Origin of the sequence: Gilvimarinus japonicus (assembly GCF_042847215.1) — a bacterium.
In the GTDB taxonomy this organism is placed as follows: Bacteria; Pseudomonadota; Gammaproteobacteria; order Pseudomonadales; family Cellvibrionaceae; genus Gilvimarinus; species Gilvimarinus japonicus.
Map to the genome: position 1 here is coordinate 1,673,906 of NZ_AP031500.1, position 16,128 is coordinate 1,690,033.

Genomic DNA, 16,128 nt, shown 5'->3' on the forward strand with positions numbered 1-16,128 from the left:
CAAGATGATAAAAACAACTTCCCTGCGGGGCGTAAGTGTACTGAGCTTGGTGGCTATGTTGTCAGGCTGTGGGGTTTTTTGGGGTGATGAGGCCTATTTTCGCAACCGCGAGGGCGACTACCAAAAAGCCGACAAAATTGAACCGCTAAAAGTGCCCGAGGGCATGAAGAGCGAGAAATTGGGTGAGCGCTACCCGATTCCGCCGGTTACCGAGAGTGAGTTTGACGATATCGCCCAAACCGAGAGCGCCGAGGTACCCCGGCCTCAGCCTTTGGCGACCAACCTGATGCAAGAGAACGTCAAAATCCAGCGTCTTGCCGACGAGCGCTGGATTTTGATGAATGTCTCCCCCGGTGAAGTTTGGCCTCGTGTCAGGGCTTTTCTGAACGAGAACAACGTCGATGTTGCCAGCGCCGATATTGGTCGCGGTTTAATCGATAGCCACTGGCTGCAGTTTAAATCCGATTTAAGCACATCCGATCGCTATCGCGTGCAAATCGATCAGGGTGTTCAGCCCGAGACCAGCGAGATTCATGTTTTGCATCAAAGTGTGCAGGGCGATAGCCCTTCGGGCGATTTAGCGTGGCCGTCGGCGTCTAGCTCATCTGAGCGCGAAGCCTGGCTAATGGACGAGCTGGCAGCGGCGCTCGCCCGAGACGAAACCATCGGCGGCACCTCGTTGCTGGCTCAAGCCATTGGCGGCGATGCGAAATCGGCATTGGTCGTCGAGCAGAACGAGCCGGTCATGAAAATTCGCTTAAGTGAGGCGCGGGCCAAAGCCACGCTCTTTCACTCAATGCGTGAAGACGGCTTCTCGATTTACGACAGCCAGCCCGACGACGGTGTTTATTACCTTCACTACGAGCCGGTTGAGCCCGAAAGCGACGGCTGGTTTAGCGGCTGGTTCTCAAGCGATAAAGAGCTTGTGGCCAAGAGCCCTTATAGTTTGGCGCAACTGTTAACGGTGGTTCCCAAGGGTGACGCGTTTGCTAAAGCGCCGCTATCTAACCGTAAAGCAGAGCAGAAATTCCCTAACGCGCCAGGCTATTTGCTGTTTATGCAAGGCGAGGCCGATAACTACACGGTGCGCCTGCGCGACCCATACGGCAAACGTTTGGACGCTCGCAAATCGCGTGACTTGTTAACGTTGCTGCGCAAAAATCTTATTTAATATTAAGCGCCCAGCGTGGCGCTGGGCTTGATCGAAGGACACGGTATGCGGGTGGCATCTTTGGGTAGTGGCAGTCGCGGTAATGCTACCCTTATTGAGTGGCCGGGCGGCTCGCTGCTGATCGATTGTGGTTTTAGCGTTAAAGAAACCTGCGCGCGGTTAGAGCGCCTCGGTAAATCGGGCAGCGACCTAACGGCCATTATTGTCACACACGAGCACGCCGATCACATTAAAGGCGTCGCGGCGTTAGCCCGGCGCTTTGGCTTACCGGTTTATATGACGCCCGGTACCTTCCACAGCCGGGATCTTGGTAAATTACCTGAATTACACTTAATCGAAGCCTATCAAAGCTTTTGCTTGGGTGAGCTGACGGTAGAGCCTGTGGCCGTGCCGCACGATGCGCGCGAGCCGGCACAATTTATATTCTCCTGCGGGGGCGTGCGCCTTGGGATTTTAACGGATTTAGGCACCGTATCGCCCCACGTAGAGGACATGTACCAAAACTGCGATGCGCTGGTACTGGAGGCCAACCACGACCCAATGATGCTGGCGAGCGGCCCATACCCGCCATCACTTAAAACTCGGGTGGGTGGCCCCTGGGGGCATTTGAGCAATCAGCAGGCGGCGGGCTTCTTGGCGCGGGTTGACTGTACCCGGTTGCAGTATTTGGTGATTGCCCATATTAGCCAAAAGAATAACTCCCTAGAGCGCGCACGCGAGGCCCTGTCGCCGGTAACGGCCGATATCTCCGAGGTTATTTACGCCTGCCAGGATGAGGGGTTTGATTGGCTGTCGCTTGCTCCTGGGCCCGTGCTGGCCGAGGCTAGTGCTTGAGTCGGCGCCAAAATTAGCTACTATAAAAGAACGGCAAACAGCTCAGTTTGCCTTTTTAGGCGGCATCAGTGCTCGATCGCCTGTTACGCAATAATGGTTTTTTAACGTAAGGAGTCTGCCGGTGATAGAGCGTCGTCAGCACGAGCGCACCAGTCGCAGCATCCGGGTGGAAATGACCCACCCGGCATTTGGCACCCTGATTGGCTTTACCATGGATATATCCGACGGCGGCGCCCAAGTGCAGGTCGAGAGCCAATCTTTGCCGCCGGTGGGTACAGAAGTGGCGGTAATGTTCAAAAAGGTGGTGGGGCCCATAAACTCTGAGCCCGTCGCCATGAAGGTAGTGCGTCAATTTCGCAATACTGTCGGTTTGGTGTTTGTCGCCTAGCGCTTACTGTACCGGTTAACTCGTGTGCTTTTCACAGCTTTTGGGCGTTAACAGCATACCTTGGTTTTCTTTTAGCGCTCGTTCCAGCTGCGCGACATCCCGGCAATCGGCAATCGGGTTTCCCTCTAGGTCGAGTTCCACCAGCTTTATTAGACGCAGCAGAGGCTCAGCACTGCTAATGTGGTTCTCGCCTAACAGCGCCACTTGCAACCGTCCCAGCTTCTCCAATGGTTTGACGTCAGTGATAGCATTGTCACCTAGATCCAGCTGTACTAAGCCGTAAAAAGTCTCGATTCCCGCCAGCGTTACGATGCCTGCGTGGGTGCAGCGCAGTCGTGTTAAATCAACCGCCCGAGTGATTTTGTCGTCACTAATAGTCTGCTTTATGCAGCTGGCGAGGTTGCTGTCGGCAACGTTAACGTCCCGTAGCAAGGGTTTGGGTGTATAAACGACGTTGTCATTGATCGAGACATCGTAGCTTTCACAGCCCGATAGCAGCCCGAGTAATCCGATAAGGGCAATGAACGCGTAGTTACTCATACTGTGGCGGTATGTGTGACAGCCGTTATGGCGCGAATATGGATGATGCATAGTATGAATCCGTATAAATGTGAAAACTTGCGAGTCATTTTGGCGTCCAATGGTATAGCATATTGCTGGTTGGTTCTCAGATGATAAGGAAACCTTGATGAAAAAGTTATTAGCAGCAACGTTGGTATGTTCATTAGCGGCCTGTACCACGAACGATCCGTACACTGGCGAGAGCAAAACCTCTAACTCCACAACCGGCGCGGTTATTGGCGCGGTGGCAGGTGCTGCAGTAGGGGTCGCCTCATCCAGTAAAAAAGACCGCGGCAAAGGCGCATTGACCGGGGCGGTTGCCGGTGGCGCTATCGGTGGTGGTGTTGGTTACTACATGGACAAGCAAGAGACTAAACTACGCCAACAGTTACAGGGCAGTGGCGTACAGGTGCAGCGCGAGGGCGATAAAATCAGCTTGATTATGCCCGGTAACATCACCTTTGAAACCGGCAAATACGACATTCGTCCGCAGTTTTACGATGTGCTCAATTCAGTGGCCACTGTTTTGGTCGAGTTTAATAAAACCGCTGTTAACATTGGCGGTCACACCGACTCTACCGGCTCAGACGAATTTAACCAGTTATTGAGTGAGCGTCGGGCGCAAAGCGTGCGGGATTATTTGGGCGAGCGCAAAGTGGCCTATAACCGCATGAACGCCACCGGTTATGGTCCGCGTTATCCCATTGCCAGCAACTCTAGCTCGGCGGGGCGCGAGCAAAATCGCCGGGTAGAAATTCAGTTGTCGCCTCTGTAATAGGCCAACCGTTTGCTGTTTGTTACTATGTGCGCCCAGTCGCGGTGAGTTCCGCGAGAGTTAAAAGGCGCATACATGGTACAAACGGTAGTTATTGTTAACGATGCTGGCAGCAATTCGGCCCGACGCGCCGAGGCGGCAATAACCGCCCGAGCGCTCGGCGCCGAATTGTTGCTGCAAGTAAACCCCGCCGATCTACAGCAACCTCAGTTCGCCTTAGTGTTTGCCGCCGATGGCGTGAGCCTGCAGCAAACGGGTCGCAAAGTACCAGGGCCCGTGCGGGTAGACTTTTTAGCCGGCGCGGTAAACCACCGGCGTTTATTTGGCGGTGGCAAAGGCCAAATGATCGCCAAAGCTGTTGGTGTTCAGGCGCGGGTAAAACCCCATGTGCTGGACGCAACCGCTGGCCTTGGGCGCGACGGGTTTGTGCTGGCTACCCTGGGTTGTCAAGTGACTATGCTCGAGCGTTCGCCGCTGGTTTGGGCCCTGTTAAACGACGGCTTACAGCGTGCCCACGCGGGCGCCGATGCCGAACTCTCCGAGATTATTAACCGCTTGAGCCTAGAGAGCGTGGATGCGCGAGACTACTTGTGCACGCCCCCCCAAAAGTCTTCGCCGCCCGATGTGATTTACCTTGATCCGATGTTTCCGACACGCGGTAAATCCGCCGATGTGAAAAAAGAAATGCAGGCGTTTCATCAGGTGGTGGGTGCCGATCTCGATGCGGCTGAGCTGTTGGCGGATGCCCGTGCGTTGGCCACTTACCGGGTGGTAGTAAAACGCCCGCGCAAAGCGCCGGATTTAGCGGATATGACGCCCAGCTACCGCTTAGAAGGTAAATCGAGTCGGTTTGATATTTACACTCGCCAAAAGCTGCCGGCCGAGCTGAACCCTTAGTCTTTAGGCTTTTGCCAAAAAGCTACTAAGCGCCCCAGCATCATGCGTGCTTGGGCGAGCATAGCGATCACAAAACCGAGCGCGCTGATTAACAGGCCGCCAAGCACAGTTAACTCTTGGACAAGGCTTGGGCTAAGCAATTGTGATGCGCCAAATATTGCAACCAACCCGGCAAAAAATATCATGCTGCCGAGCCGAAACTGGCGAAAACTAATCGCCAAGGGCACATCGATATGATGGCGCAAGCGCTGCTTAAAATTCACCTGATACCCCCGTGCAAGTAGCCGCGACTTTAGCACAATGTAAAGCGCTAAAAAACTTGCGTGTTTTGCGCCGCTGACGTATACAGACGGTTTTAGAGGCGCTAGTAATGCTTGATTTGGCAGATCCCAACCACTTCGCGACTGACTCGCCCGATGCGGCCTTTGACGTGCTGGCTGACGCGTTGGTGGAGCGCGGCTATGGGATTGTGAATAACCTTTTTAGCCGCGCCACCATTGCCTCGCTGCGCGCCGAGTTTGACCACCCAGAGTGCCACTTTAAAACCGCCGGTATCGGGCGGGCCGAGGATCATACCGTCGCGCTCGATATACGCGGCGATCGCATTTGCTGGCTCGACGGTGGCTCAGAGGCCTCCACTGTTTTTTTGAGCGCGATGGAGCAATTGCGAGAAGCCATAAACAGGCGTCTGTTTATGGGCCTGTTTGATTACGAAAGTCACCTCGCGTACTACCCGGTAGGCACCTTTTACAAGAAGCACGTCGATGCTTTTAAAGGTCGCTCCAATCGGGTGTTGTCTACGGTGTTGTACCTTAACCCCAGCTGGGCCAAAGAGGATGGCGGCGAGCTTGTGCTCTACAATGAGGCGGGCGATCAGGTGGTGGAGCACATTTGCCCCGAGGCTGGCCGGTTGGTCGTGTTTTTGAGTGAGCGGTTCCCCCATGAAGTGCTGCCCGCGCGCCGTGAGCGCTACAGCGTGGCCGGCTGGTACCGTATTAATACCAATACTCTCGAACGGGTTGACCCGCCGGCCTAACGCGGCAAGAAAGTGGTATAAGCCGTGCATTAACTCTACACTGTGCTCATTGGGCATCAATGTGACGGGGCGACCGTTTAATGGAGTGGCAATGCAAATAGACTGGCGAGATTACCAAAGTGGTGAGTTTTACGATGAGTTGATCAGCAGTCCGGGCAATCCGCGGCGCGCGGCCCGGGTACTGGCAAAGCACTTGGCGAGTTTGACCTCAGACGACATTGCCGAGCGAAAATTGTCGGCCGAACTGGCCATTAAAACCATGGGTATTTCGTTTACGGTTTACTCCGAGGCTGGCAACATTGATCGGGCCTGGCCCTTCGACATTATCCCCCGCATTATTCCTCAGCGCGAGTGGCAGGTTACCGAGCGCGGTTTGACCCAGCGTCTGCAGGCGCTTAACTGCTTTATCGACGATATCTACAACGAACAGAAAATTATTAAAGACAAAGTCGTGCCTGCGGATATTTTAGCCGGCTCGGTTAACTTTAGGCCCGAGTGTGTGGGTATGAAGCCGGCCTTTGGGGTGTGGGCACATATTTGCGGCAGCGATTTAATACGTGATAACGACGGCGCTTTTTATGTTTTAGAAGATAACCTACGGGTGCCATCCGGTGTTTCTTATATGCTCGAGAACCGCAAGGTCACCAAGCGCGTGTTCCCCGAGTTATTTGAAAACCACAATATTTTGCCGGTTACCGAGTACCCCGCGCAGTTGTTTGATACGCTTGCGGCAATTTCGCCCCGACCGCTGGAGTTCCCCGAGATCGTCGTGCTGACTCCCGGTATTTATAACTCGGCGTATTTCGAGCACTCGTATCTGGCGCAGCAAATGGGAGTCGAATTGGTCGAGGGCAGCGATCTGGTGGTTGAGGATGACCACGTTTTTATGCGCACCATTAATGGTTTATCCCGCGTCGATGTTATCTATCGCCGTATTGACGATTTATTTCTCGACCCCGAGGTGTTTAACGCCGATTCGGTGCTCGGGGTGCCGGGTTTAATGCGTGCGTGGCTTAAAGGTAATGTTGCCATTGCCAATGCCCCGGGTGCCGGCGTGGCGGATGATAAAGTCATTTATACGTTTGTACCGCAAATGATTAAGTACTATTTAGGCGAAGACCCAATCTTGCCTAATGTGCCCAGCTATTTATGTTTTGACAAAGTTCAGCGTGACCATGTGTTAGCAAACCTCGATAAACTGGTGGTTAAACCTGCCAACGAGTCGGGCGGCTATGGCATGTTGATTGGCCCGCAAGCCAGCAAAAAAGAGCGTGAAGAGTTTGCTCGACGCATCAAAGCCTCGCCGCGCAATTATATGGCTCAGCCGTTAATCGCGCTTTCTACCAGCCCTATTATTGGCAGCAAAAACGCCGAGCCGCGCCACATCGATTTACGTCCGTTTGTGTTGCAAGGTCGCACCAGTAGCGTTACCGCTGGCGGCCTGACGCGGGTGGCGATGCGTAAAGGCTCCTATGTGGTTAACTCGTCTCAGGGTGGTGGTAGTCAGGATACCTGGGTTGTCGTCGAGGAGGGCAAATAATGTTATCTCGAGTCGCAGAGCGAATTTATTGGTTGGGCCGTTATATGGAGCGCTGCGAGAGCAGTGCGCGGTTGGTTAACGTCAATACTAAATTGTTGTTGGATTTACCCCGTGGTGTGCGTGTGGGGTGGGGTACATTGGTGGATATTAGCGGCGGCACCGAGTACTTTCAAAAAGACGCCGACTTGGCGGATGAGCGCGCGGTGATGCGCTTTATTTTGTCCGATCAGGCAAACCCAAGCTCCATTAAAAACTCCATTGCTTTTGCCCGCGAGAACGCTCGGATTACCCGCGAGATTATGCCCTCTGAGGTGTACGAATTAATTAACGATTTGTATTGGTACTTAGACGAAAACCTCTCTAAGGGCGGCGCCCGTCGCGAACGACATATCTTGCTGGAAACGGTGATCGAGAAGGTGCAGCAATTTACCGGCATGCTCGCCGGCTGCATGAGTCAAAACGATGCCTACCGTTTTATTCAGCTGGGCCGAAACTTAGAGCGAGCGGACATGACCTCGCGGATTGTCGATGTCGGCGCACGCCGAATTTTAGAGCCCGCCGCAAAAGATGACGACAGCTCTGAGCCGTTTGAAAATATTTTGTGGATGAGCGTGTTGCGCTCGTTGAGCGGGTTTCAGATGTATCGCCAGCATGTGCTGGATCGCATTAACGCCGAAGATGTGGTGATGTTCTTGTTTCAAGATCCGCTGTTTCCCCGTGCGGTCGAGCACTGTCTGGGTGAGGTGGCTCATTGCTTTGACACACTGCCCAACGGCGAAGCAGCCACCAGCTTATTGGCGGGCGTGCGGCGCCGAATTAAAATGGCGCAGTTTGCCGAGTTGATCAACCAAGACAAACTGCACGAATATATCGATGCGGTGCAAACCGACGTGGCCGAGACGCATAAAATCATTGCCACCACCTGGTTCTTGCCCGAAGTGCAGAGCGCCTCGTGATTGATTTTCATTGCAAGTGTGGCACTCGGGTGTTTTTTCGCAACACCCAGTGTCTAACGTGCCAGCGTCTGTTGGGTTTTGATTCCGTAGGGTTTTATATGTTGTCGTTGCGCGCGGCGGCAAACGATCATAGGGTTTTACACGACGAAGACTCGGGCAAAGAGTTTCGTTATTGTGGTAATTACGATGATTACAATGCCTGCAACTGGTTGTTGCCTGCCGCCAGTCCCGAGCGTTTTTGTATTTCCTGTCGTCTCAATAAAACAGTGCCCGACCTCGACCGGGGTATCAATGTTGAACGCTGGATTCGGCTAGAGTCAGCCAAACGTCACACTTTGTACTCTATTTTGCGCTTAGGTTTGGCGCTAACGCCTGCCAATGACCGTCATATAAAACTAGAGTTTGCGTTTTTAGAAGACGGCCGCACCAATGCCGAGTACGCTGATACGTTTGTCGCCACAGGCCATGGTAGCGGTTTGATTACCATTAACCTAGCCGAGGCCGACGCCTCGTATCGCGAGAAAGTGCGCGAGCAATTAGGTGAAAGTTACCGCACATTACTGGGTCATTTTCGTCACGAGATCGGCCACTACTATTACGAGCTTTTGGTTGCCTCGACGGATTGGCGCGCGCCGTTCGAAACCTTATTTGGCAATCCGGATGAAGATTACAACAGTGCTTTAAAGCAGCACTACAATACGGTGGCCGACGATTGGGCCCCCGATTACATCAGTGCCTACGCTCAGTCGCACCCCTTGGAAGATTGGGCCGAAACCTGGGCGCACTATCTGCACATGATCGATACGCTAGAGACGGCGGGGCAGTTTGATGTGATGCAGCTTAAAGGCGAGTCGGCCGAGGGGCGGGGTGTGCTTAATAAGCCGTTTGCCGAGCTGGTGGATACCTGGCTGGAGCTGTCCGTTAAGCTCAATGCACTTAATCGTAGTATGGGCATGCGCGATGCCTACCCGTTTGTGATTACCGACCCGGTGTACGCAAAATTAGATTTTATTCACCGGGTGGTGGGTGCGTCTGTGGCGGCTTAACGCTATCTTGGCATTGCTCGGCTATTCAGAGCTACTCCAGGTCAAGCTCTGTTTCTGCTGCCAGTGGTGGCAGGCGATCAAACGCCTCAATAAGGTTTTGGTTCCAGCTGCGAGTCAGCGAGCGCAGGTACTCATCGTCTTCTTCAAAGCGCATGCGCTCTAAGGCAAAGCTGTCGACGGGGTAAATGCCCAAATCTATCGGTGGCCCCACGGTTAAGTTACTGCGCATGGTCGAATCCATCGACACCAGCGCGCAGCGCCCGGCGATTTCCAGCGAGGTGGCGGCCGTGAGAATCCGGTCCAGAATGGGTTTGCCGTACTTACTCTCGCCAATTTGTAGGTAAGGCGTGTCTTTAGAGGTGGTGATATGGTTGCCTTGAGGGTACACCATCGCCAGGCGGGGCTTGTCGTCGCGTATTTGTCCGCCAATAATAAACGACGCCTCAAAGCTGGCCCCGGCATTGGGGCCATCAGGGCTGGCGTGGCGGTCTTGCTCTTGCCGGCTTATCTCACCTAAATAACTCGCCGCCTCGCTAAGATCGGGCATGGTTTTCAGGCTGTTGGGGGCATTATCCCGCAAATCGCGCTTTACCTGGGAGATCACCGCCTGGGTGGTGGCGAGGTTGCCAGCGGATAAAATCACAAACTGACGCTCACCGGGCACCTGAAAATGGTACATTTTGCCGTAGGTGCTAACCTGATCAACGCCAGCATTGGTGCGCGAGTCGGAGCAAAAAACAAGGCCGGCATCGGTGGTAATGGCAACGCAATAGGTCATAAAACAGGTAACCGTGAGGAGTATTAAGGCCGCCTAGATTAAGTTGAGTTCAGCATAGCGTCAAGGCCGTTTATGCCGCAATCTTGTCTTGAGGTTGGCGCATCTTTCCGTATTCGGTTTTTCGTGACCTCCAGGCTGGATGATACAATGGCCCTTTTTAAGGGTGTACCCGTATGTTGGCGTTAACAGAGCTCACGTTTGATAACCGATTTGTGCGCGAGCTGCCGGGCGATGGGTCCGGTGATAACACACCACGTCAGGTTTATGGAGCCTGCTACTCGTACGTTACTCCCAAAATCACCACCAGCGCGCAGTTACTCTCGTCCTCCCCCGAGGTGGCCGAGCTTATTGGCCTAGATCCGGCTGCCGCCAGCGGCGAAACCTTTACCCGCGTGTTTAGCGGCAACCAGCTGCTGTCGGGTATGCAAAGCTACGCTATGTGCTATGGCGGTCATCAGTTTGGCAATTGGGCCGGGCAGTTGGGCGATGGGCGGGCGATTAACCTAGGCGAGGTGGCCCATAAAGCTCAGCACTGGACGTTGCAGCTAAAAGGCTCTGGCCCCACACCTTACTCGCGCCACGCCGATGGTTTGGCGGTATTGCGCTCATCAGTACGCGAGTATTTATGCAGCGAGGCCATGCATCATTTGGGTGTGCCCACCACGCGGGCGCTAAGTTTAAGCCTAACGGGCGATCAGGTGCTGCGGGATATGTTTTACGACGGCCACCCCGAGTACGAACCGGGCGCCGTGGTGTGCCGCGTGGCTCGCTCGTTTGTGCGCTTTGGCTCGTTTGAGATTTTTGCCAGCCGTGGCGAGCACGAGCTGCTAAAGCAGTTAGCCGACTTTACCCTTAAAGCCGACTTTCCCGAGCTGCTGGCCGGCCGCGAGTCCAGCCCGGAGGTTTACGTCGAATGGTTTGCCGAGGTGGCCGCCCGCACCGCCCGCACCATTGCCCATTGGATGCGGGTGGGCTTTGTGCACGGCGTGATGAACACCGATAACCTATCCATTATTGGCGACACCATCGACTACGGCCCCTACGGCTGGCTTGAGGGTTACGACCCCGAGTGGACGCCCAACACCACCGATGCGCAGCACAAACGCTACGGCTATGGTGCGCAGCCTAATATCGGCCTGTGGAATTTAGTGCGTTTGGCCAATGCCATTTACCCGTTAGTGGGCGAGGCTAAGCCTTTAGAAGAGGCGCTTAAGGTGTATGGCGAGACCTTCGCTCAATGCCGCGCCGCGGATATGGCAGCTAAGTTGGGCTTTGCAGCTTACAAGAACAGCGACGGCGAGCTAATCGAGTCGCTATTAGAGCTGCTAACCCAAACCGAAACCGACATGACGATCTTTTTTCGCCAGTTGGCGCAGGTGGACATAAGCCTGCAGGCCGACCAGTTGAGCGAGGCCGAACAGTTGGCGCCGTTAATGGCTGCCTATTACCAAGCGCCTTCGCACAAAGTGATTACCGCTACTTGCGAGTGGTTGAGTGCTTACCGTAAACGTAGCCAGCAGAGCTTACAGGACAGTGGCGAGAGCAATGCCGACCGCCAGCGCCGCATGAATGCGGTAAACCCTAAGTATGTATTGCGTAACTATTTATCGCAGCAAGTGACGGAGCGGGTTGAGCAGGGCGAGCTTGGCGCGGTGGATGAGTTACTGGAGGTGTTGCGTCATCCTTATGATGAGCAGCCGGAGTTTGAGCGGTTTGCGCAAAAAAGGCCGGAGTGGGCTAGGGCGAAGCCAGGGTGTTCGACTTTGTCTTGTAGTTCTTGAGGTCGTGTGCTGATGGCAGCAGAGGCAAAGTTATTTCGTTTAGGTGGTGAGGTTAAACGACTTACTTCTGTGCGGCCTTCAGTTTGCTTGCCCTCAGTCGCCGGGCGGGCGAGTCCCTTTTTGTAATGCGACGAAAAAGGGACGAAAAAGCGCACCCCGGCATCTCAGCCCTGCGGGTGCCCTCGCTCCGGCCAATTTTAGAGGGCCGTCTCGACAGGCCGTCCATGGCCTGACGAGGCTTGCGTGAGCGTCCTGCTCACTTACCCCCTAAAATAGGCCTGCGCTCGGCTGGTCGCAGGGGACCGCCAAGCGGCACTTCGTAGCTGGCTTGGGTTGGGGGTTGCACTTACCGCTATGGCGTAATGTTCTGCGTTAAACATAAGCTCCATGCCCACTTCTCCCGTATAAAGAGTGGCTAGAAACTTCACGTCTTCTCTTTTATCAGTAGTATGAGCGATTTGTTAAGCTAATTTCTTCTGAAATAGATTGTCGTGGGGCGGGGCTTGCCAAGTGAATTAGCGGTCAGGGCAGCGCAAAATTAATGATCATCGTAATGTCCGCCAATCGCAAAAATATAAATAGAATTTTCATCAAATTTATAAATGAGACGATCTTTCTGAGAAATCCGTCTTGACCAAAACCCTGTGAGGTTGTGTCGAAGTTGCTCGGGTTTTCCTATGCCGCGACTTGGGTCGTTTCGAAGCATTTCTTTTAAATGCTGGCATAGGGCTTTGTGCAGCTTTTTGTCTTTTTGACGAAGTGCTTCGTAGGTCTCCCAGCTTTTACCCTCAAATACCAGTGATCTCATTTAATTCCTCGCTGGTAGGGGTATAGCCGGTTTTACTGTTGTGAGTGGCCAATGAATCAGCGATTTGTTTCATTAGGCTGCTGTTCTGTAAAACATAGAGGGTTTCCTGTTCACGCTCCCAGTCATCGGCGCTCATTATCACAAATGCTTCGCCAGCTCTGCGGGTTACCTTCAGCGGGGTATGGTTTGTAACCACTTGTTCTACAAAGGTTTTTAGCTTATCTCTAAACTGGTTTACGCTTACAGTATCCATCTTTATCACCAAGTGTACGGAAGTGCCGTACTATTGTAGTGGGTAAGCCCTAGTAAGGCAATTATTCCGCAGTCATTTGTTACGGCGCTGTGCAGGGCTGGGTTGTTCGCGTTGCTGGGTGGCTTTGTGGGGGTAGGGTGCCGTTAGCGCGGATTTGAGTTTATATGCCCGTGTCGTCAGGCGTGGCGAGTTGCTTTGATTCGTCATCCCGTGCCTTTGGTTAAGCTGGTGGGGTAAGGTTACTTCGCTTTGTTGGCGAGGTTAAACGACTTGCTCTAGTTTAGTCTTCAGTTTGGTTGCCCTCAGTCGCCGGGCGGGCGAGTTACTTCTTGCGATGTGGCAAGAAGTAACCAATGCTGCTCCTGCGCATCCTTACACGTCAAAGCCACCCCGGCATCTTAGCCCTGCGGGTTCCCTCGCTCCGGCCGATTTTAGCGGGCCGCATCGACACGCCGTCCATGGCGTGGCGATGCTTGCGCACGCTCCATGCGTGCTTACCCCCTAAAATCGGCCTACGCTCGGCTGGCTGCAGGGAATCGTAAAGCGGCACTTCGTAGCTGGTTTGGGCTGGCAGTTGTGCTTACCGCTATGGCGTATTATTCTGCGGTTAACATAAGCCCCAAACGTACACCTCGGACAAGGAACTGTCAGAAAATGCCGTTACTTCCTTTTCAATCAAAAGTATTCTGTCCGTTAAACTATGACAGCTTCAGAAAGTCCCTTTTTGGGAAGATGCGAATAGTGAAGACGCGGTATTATTTGATTGGTGGTTTTTCAATTTTTTTTGTTTGTCTTTTTTTGTTTAATTATTCTTTTGTTTACAAAAAAAATATCTATATTCTCTTCCCTTTTGTAGGCGAGCAGCGCCAAGCGGTGTCTGTTGACTTGATCGTACAGATGGAAGGGAGGGCGTATGATGAGCCAATGAATGCTTTTCTTGAGGATAATGACGTCGCGCTCGGGATTAGAGAGTTTTTTAGGGCGATCGAAGCTCGAGATGTGCAGAGGTTGTCCACATATATTGATAATAAGGATTCAAAAAGAATTTTACGTGATTTTAATATGATGATCGATCATTGGTCTGTCATGCGTGACATCCGTGTTGAGTATGTTTTCCAGCGGGAACCATTTACTTATGTTTTACTTTCGTTCGAAGTTGGAGAGGAAACTAGGTTGGTATTTTACAGGTTTGGTGAATTGGATGGTTCAGTTTCGTACGAGCCTCGCGGAAATAAAACAATACTTGACTACTTTCTGGTCGACTGGGTCAGCTCTGTCTCACAAGGGGGGCACTCAGGGATTGTATCGTCTGGCTCTTACAAAGAACATTCTCTAACCTATTATGAATACTGGAAAAGCCTATTTCAGTATAATTCGAGTGTTGAATATAAAGCGGAAGGTATCCGGCTTAAGTTTAATAGCTTTCCGTTAAAGCAAAAAAATATTCGGCCGGTGGCAGTTGAGCTAAATGCATTATTTGAAGGTTTTCTCTCCAGTATTGAAAGTCGAGACCCAGAGAAGCTTGCAAAACACGTTACCCGCGCCTCCTTTGAGAGGTTGGGCTTCTTGTTCGACGGGGCGCAGGAGGATATTCAACGGTTCAAAGAGAGCTTTGAGGGGGCGCAGTTGGTTTCTTATGTTTCCGCAGGTCCTTTGTATGTAATATTTGTTAAAACAAGTGACGGTTCATATATTCATCCAATATTTGCGCTATATGACGGTGACGGAATAAGACTGACGGGAGTTGCGTATACAAGAACCTCTTTTCAGGTTTTTCAGCAGCCTGAGATTTTGGAGTTTATGCGGAGTGAGTATATAGAGCAAAAAAAATAGCGACATCACGCCGGTTAGCTATGAGTGCTAGAGCGCAGGAGATTAAGTGAAGATTAAGTGGGGTCAGATGAAACTTATGGCGTATTTAGTCTTGTTGTCGCTGCTGCATCAGAGGGTAAAAGTATAAACCAGTGGGTAGTTGAAGCTCTTACAGGTTCAATCGAACACAGGCCCTAATTAGTCGCGGGAGGCGGGGCGTGAGTCGTGCTGTTTCGTTTAGCGTTAAACAACCAAACGGAGAAACCGTGTTTTTTACTCAAAGTGCCGAAGATGCTCATTGCATCAATATGAAAGACCCCGACGAGCCGTTGGGGCGAGTCGCTCTGCGTTCGTTTGAGCTTGAGGGTGTGACTTGGCCTACTGCTGAGCATTATTTACAGGCTATGCGTTTTGAGCGCGAGGCTGACCGCGAGGCGGTTAGGCAGGCGCCAACATTGGAACGGGCGCGTAAGCTGGCAGGTGGTTGGTTTAAGAAAAAGCGCCCTAACTGGAAAGCCGAGCAGCCTGTATTGATGAGCCGCGCGCTTTACACTCAGTGTTTAACTTATCCCGAGATGGCGCAGGCGCTGTTGGGTACTGGCGATCAGGTGTTGTTGGAGGATAGCCAGTTTGATTATTACTGGGGTATTGGCCGCGACCGGCGCGGTGACAATCATTATGGTCAGGTTTTGATGAATATCCGTGAGCGCTTGCGTCAGCGAGCCGCCGAGTAAGTTTTAGTCACTGATAATACTATTCAGCCAAATATCCAATAGCACGTCACCGTCGCGCAGTAAGTCTACGTCTTGGTTGTAGGGTTCTAGGTGCAGCTGTAATAGGCCTTTTAAATACGCCCAAAAGCTGGTGGCGAGTGCTTCGGGGTTGGTGTCGGTGGGCACTTTGCCTGCGGCGTGCAGTTGCTTAAATGCCGTTTTAAAGCTATCGCGCATTTGTTGGTGGCGGGATGCTAAAAAGCTTTGCAGTTCGCTGTCGTTTTCCAGTCGTTCTACCCCCAGTAAAATCATCCGCAACGCCTGCATGAGTGCGGCGTCGTTGAGGGTGGCCCCCAATTGAGATTTAATCAGCTGTTTAAATTCGCGCCCATTGCCACGGGTGTTATTCAGTGTTTTCACAATACTGGCGTGGGGGGCGGCGGCGTCTCGCTGCCACAGGGCCATAATTACCGCGTCTTTGTTGGCAAAGTGCCAGTAGAGTGCGCCCCGGGTAACGCCTGCGCGGCTGGCGATGTGGTTGAGGGTGGTCTCGTTAACGCCTTGGGTTTGAAACAGCCAAGCGGCGGCGTCTAGCAGCTGATTTAGGGTTTTTTGGGCGTCGGCTTTGGTTTTTCTGGCCACAATTACTTTGCCTGCAGTGGATGGGTGAGGGCGCCGTTACTATATGTGCTCGCGGTAGGCGAATTTACCGAGTTTACGGCTATGGTTAAATTTGTGCGCTGAGCTATCTTTAAAGATTGTGTTGTCATTAACTTTTT

General features: G+C 52.7%; 19 protein-coding genes. 13 read left to right on the forward strand and 6 right to left on the reverse strand.

Features of this window, described 5'->3' with window-relative positions:
• Positions 1-4: 4 nt before the first annotated feature.
• The 3 genes from bamC to ACGHAD_RS06930 all read left to right on the forward strand — a co-directional run bounded on the left by bamC (position 5) and on the right by ACGHAD_RS06930 (position 2,393).
• Positions 5-1,171, forward strand: a complete 1,167-nt coding sequence (bamC, locus tag ACGHAD_RS06920) for an outer membrane protein assembly factor BamC (protein WP_339618163.1) — start codon at positions 5-7, stop codon at positions 1,169-1,171.
• A gap of 45 nt (positions 1,172-1,216) precedes the next feature.
• Positions 1,217-2,005: an MBL fold metallo-hydrolase gene (locus ACGHAD_RS06925; protein WP_382416135.1), complete on the forward strand. Its 789-nt coding sequence runs from the start codon at positions 1,217-1,219 to the stop codon at positions 2,003-2,005.
• Between the two features lie 121 nt (positions 2,006-2,126).
• Entirely contained in the window at positions 2,127-2,393 is a 267-nt protein-coding gene (locus ACGHAD_RS06930; RefSeq protein WP_339618160.1) for a PilZ domain-containing protein, read from the forward strand.
• Between the two features lie 15 nt (positions 2,394-2,408).
• Here ACGHAD_RS06930 and ACGHAD_RS06935 read toward each other — a convergent pair whose 3' ends face one another.
• Positions 2,409-2,984 (reverse strand): leucine-rich repeat domain-containing protein, encoded by a 576-nt coding sequence (locus ACGHAD_RS06935; protein WP_339618158.1) that lies wholly within the window; start codon positions 2,982-2,984, stop codon positions 2,409-2,411.
• A gap of 97 nt (positions 2,985-3,081) precedes the next feature.
• Between ACGHAD_RS06935 and ACGHAD_RS06940 the strand changes: the two genes are divergently transcribed.
• A complete protein-coding gene (locus ACGHAD_RS06940; RefSeq protein ID WP_339618157.1) occupies positions 3,082-3,729 on the forward strand; it encodes an OmpA family protein in 648 nt (215 codons plus the stop codon).
• A 75-nt stretch (positions 3,730-3,804) separates the two neighbouring features.
• Entirely contained in the window at positions 3,805-4,626 is an 822-nt protein-coding gene (locus ACGHAD_RS06945; protein ID WP_382416132.1) for a class I SAM-dependent methyltransferase, read from the forward strand.
• Here ACGHAD_RS06945 and ACGHAD_RS06950 read toward each other — a convergent pair.
• Positions 4,623-4,889 (reverse strand): hypothetical protein, encoded by a 267-nt coding sequence (locus tag ACGHAD_RS06950; RefSeq protein ID WP_339618155.1) that lies wholly within the window; start codon positions 4,887-4,889, stop codon positions 4,623-4,625. The genes ACGHAD_RS06945 and ACGHAD_RS06950 overlap by 4 nt on opposite strands.
• 107 nt (positions 4,890-4,996) lie before the next feature.
• Here ACGHAD_RS06950 and ACGHAD_RS06955 point away from each other — a divergent pair, with 107 nt between their 5' ends.
• From ACGHAD_RS06955 to ACGHAD_RS06970, 4 genes are all read left to right on the forward strand, one after another.
• Complete coding sequence (locus ACGHAD_RS06955) at positions 4,997-5,662, forward strand: 2OG-Fe(II) oxygenase (RefSeq protein WP_339618154.1); 666 nt, start codon at positions 4,997-4,999, stop codon at positions 5,660-5,662.
• Between the two features lie 91 nt (positions 5,663-5,753).
• A complete protein-coding gene (locus tag ACGHAD_RS06960) occupies positions 5,754-7,202 on the forward strand; it encodes a circularly permuted type 2 ATP-grasp protein (RefSeq protein WP_339618152.1) in 1,449 nt (482 codons plus the stop codon).
• Positions 7,202-8,158 (forward strand): alpha-E domain-containing protein, encoded by a 957-nt coding sequence (locus ACGHAD_RS06965; protein WP_339618151.1) that lies wholly within the window; start codon positions 7,202-7,204, stop codon positions 8,156-8,158. Before ACGHAD_RS06960 ends, ACGHAD_RS06965 begins: the two co-directional genes overlap by 1 nt.
• Positions 8,155-9,204 carry a putative zinc-binding metallopeptidase gene (locus ACGHAD_RS06970; protein WP_382416129.1) on the forward strand — a complete coding sequence of 350 codons (1,050 nt, stop codon included), beginning with the start codon at positions 8,155-8,157 and terminating at the stop codon, positions 9,202-9,204. Before ACGHAD_RS06965 ends, ACGHAD_RS06970 begins: the two co-directional genes overlap by 4 nt.
• 31 nt (positions 9,205-9,235) lie before the next feature.
• Here ACGHAD_RS06970 and ACGHAD_RS06975 read toward each other — a convergent pair whose 3' ends face one another.
• Positions 9,236-9,982, reverse strand: coding sequence for a peptidase (locus ACGHAD_RS06975; protein ID WP_382416127.1), 747 nt, complete (start codon positions 9,980-9,982; stop codon positions 9,236-9,238).
• Positions 9,983-10,155: 173 nt separating this feature from the next.
• Between ACGHAD_RS06975 and ACGHAD_RS06980 the strand changes: the two genes are divergently transcribed.
• On the forward strand, positions 10,156-11,763 hold the full coding sequence (locus ACGHAD_RS06980) for a YdiU family protein (protein WP_382416125.1): 1,608 nt from the start codon (positions 10,156-10,158) through the stop codon (positions 11,761-11,763).
• A gap of 538 nt (positions 11,764-12,301) precedes the next feature.
• On the opposite strand, the gene ACGHAD_RS06985 is transcribed toward ACGHAD_RS06980, so the two are convergent.
• Both ACGHAD_RS06985 and ACGHAD_RS06990 read right to left on the reverse strand, forming a co-directional pair.
• Positions 12,302-12,571, reverse strand: a complete 270-nt coding sequence (locus ACGHAD_RS06985; RefSeq protein WP_382416123.1) for a Txe/YoeB family addiction module toxin — start codon at positions 12,569-12,571, stop codon at positions 12,302-12,304.
• The gene (locus tag ACGHAD_RS06990; protein ID WP_339618146.1) at positions 12,552-12,824 is read right to left on the reverse strand and encodes a type II toxin-antitoxin system Phd/YefM family antitoxin; all 273 of its coding nucleotides are present in this window, start codon (positions 12,822-12,824) and stop codon (positions 12,552-12,554) included. The genes ACGHAD_RS06985 and ACGHAD_RS06990 overlap by 20 nt, the downstream gene beginning before the upstream one ends.
• Before the next feature lie 654 nt (positions 12,825-13,478).
• On the opposite strand from ACGHAD_RS06990, the gene ACGHAD_RS06995 reads away from it, so the two are divergent.
• The 3 genes from ACGHAD_RS06995 to ACGHAD_RS07005 are packed head-to-tail and all read left to right on the forward strand — an operon-like array spanning position 13,479 to position 15,370.
• Positions 13,479-14,657 (forward strand): hypothetical protein, encoded by a 1,179-nt coding sequence (locus ACGHAD_RS06995; RefSeq protein WP_390403631.1) that lies wholly within the window; start codon positions 13,479-13,481, stop codon positions 14,655-14,657.
• A 57-nt stretch (positions 14,658-14,714) separates the two neighbouring features.
• Positions 14,715-14,834: a toxin-antitoxin system HicB family antitoxin gene (locus ACGHAD_RS07000; RefSeq protein WP_382416119.1), complete on the forward strand. Its 120-nt coding sequence runs from the start codon at positions 14,715-14,717 to the stop codon at positions 14,832-14,834.
• Between the two features lie 20 nt (positions 14,835-14,854).
• Positions 14,855-15,370, forward strand: a complete 516-nt coding sequence (locus tag ACGHAD_RS07005; RefSeq protein WP_382416117.1) for an NADAR family protein — start codon at positions 14,855-14,857, stop codon at positions 15,368-15,370.
• Between the two features lie 3 nt (positions 15,371-15,373).
• Here ACGHAD_RS07005 and ACGHAD_RS07010 read toward each other — a convergent pair whose 3' ends face one another.
• Positions 15,374-15,991, reverse strand: a complete 618-nt coding sequence (locus tag ACGHAD_RS07010) for a TetR family transcriptional regulator (protein ID WP_339618174.1) — start codon at positions 15,989-15,991, stop codon at positions 15,374-15,376.
• Between the last annotated feature and the right edge of the window lie 137 nt (positions 15,992-16,128).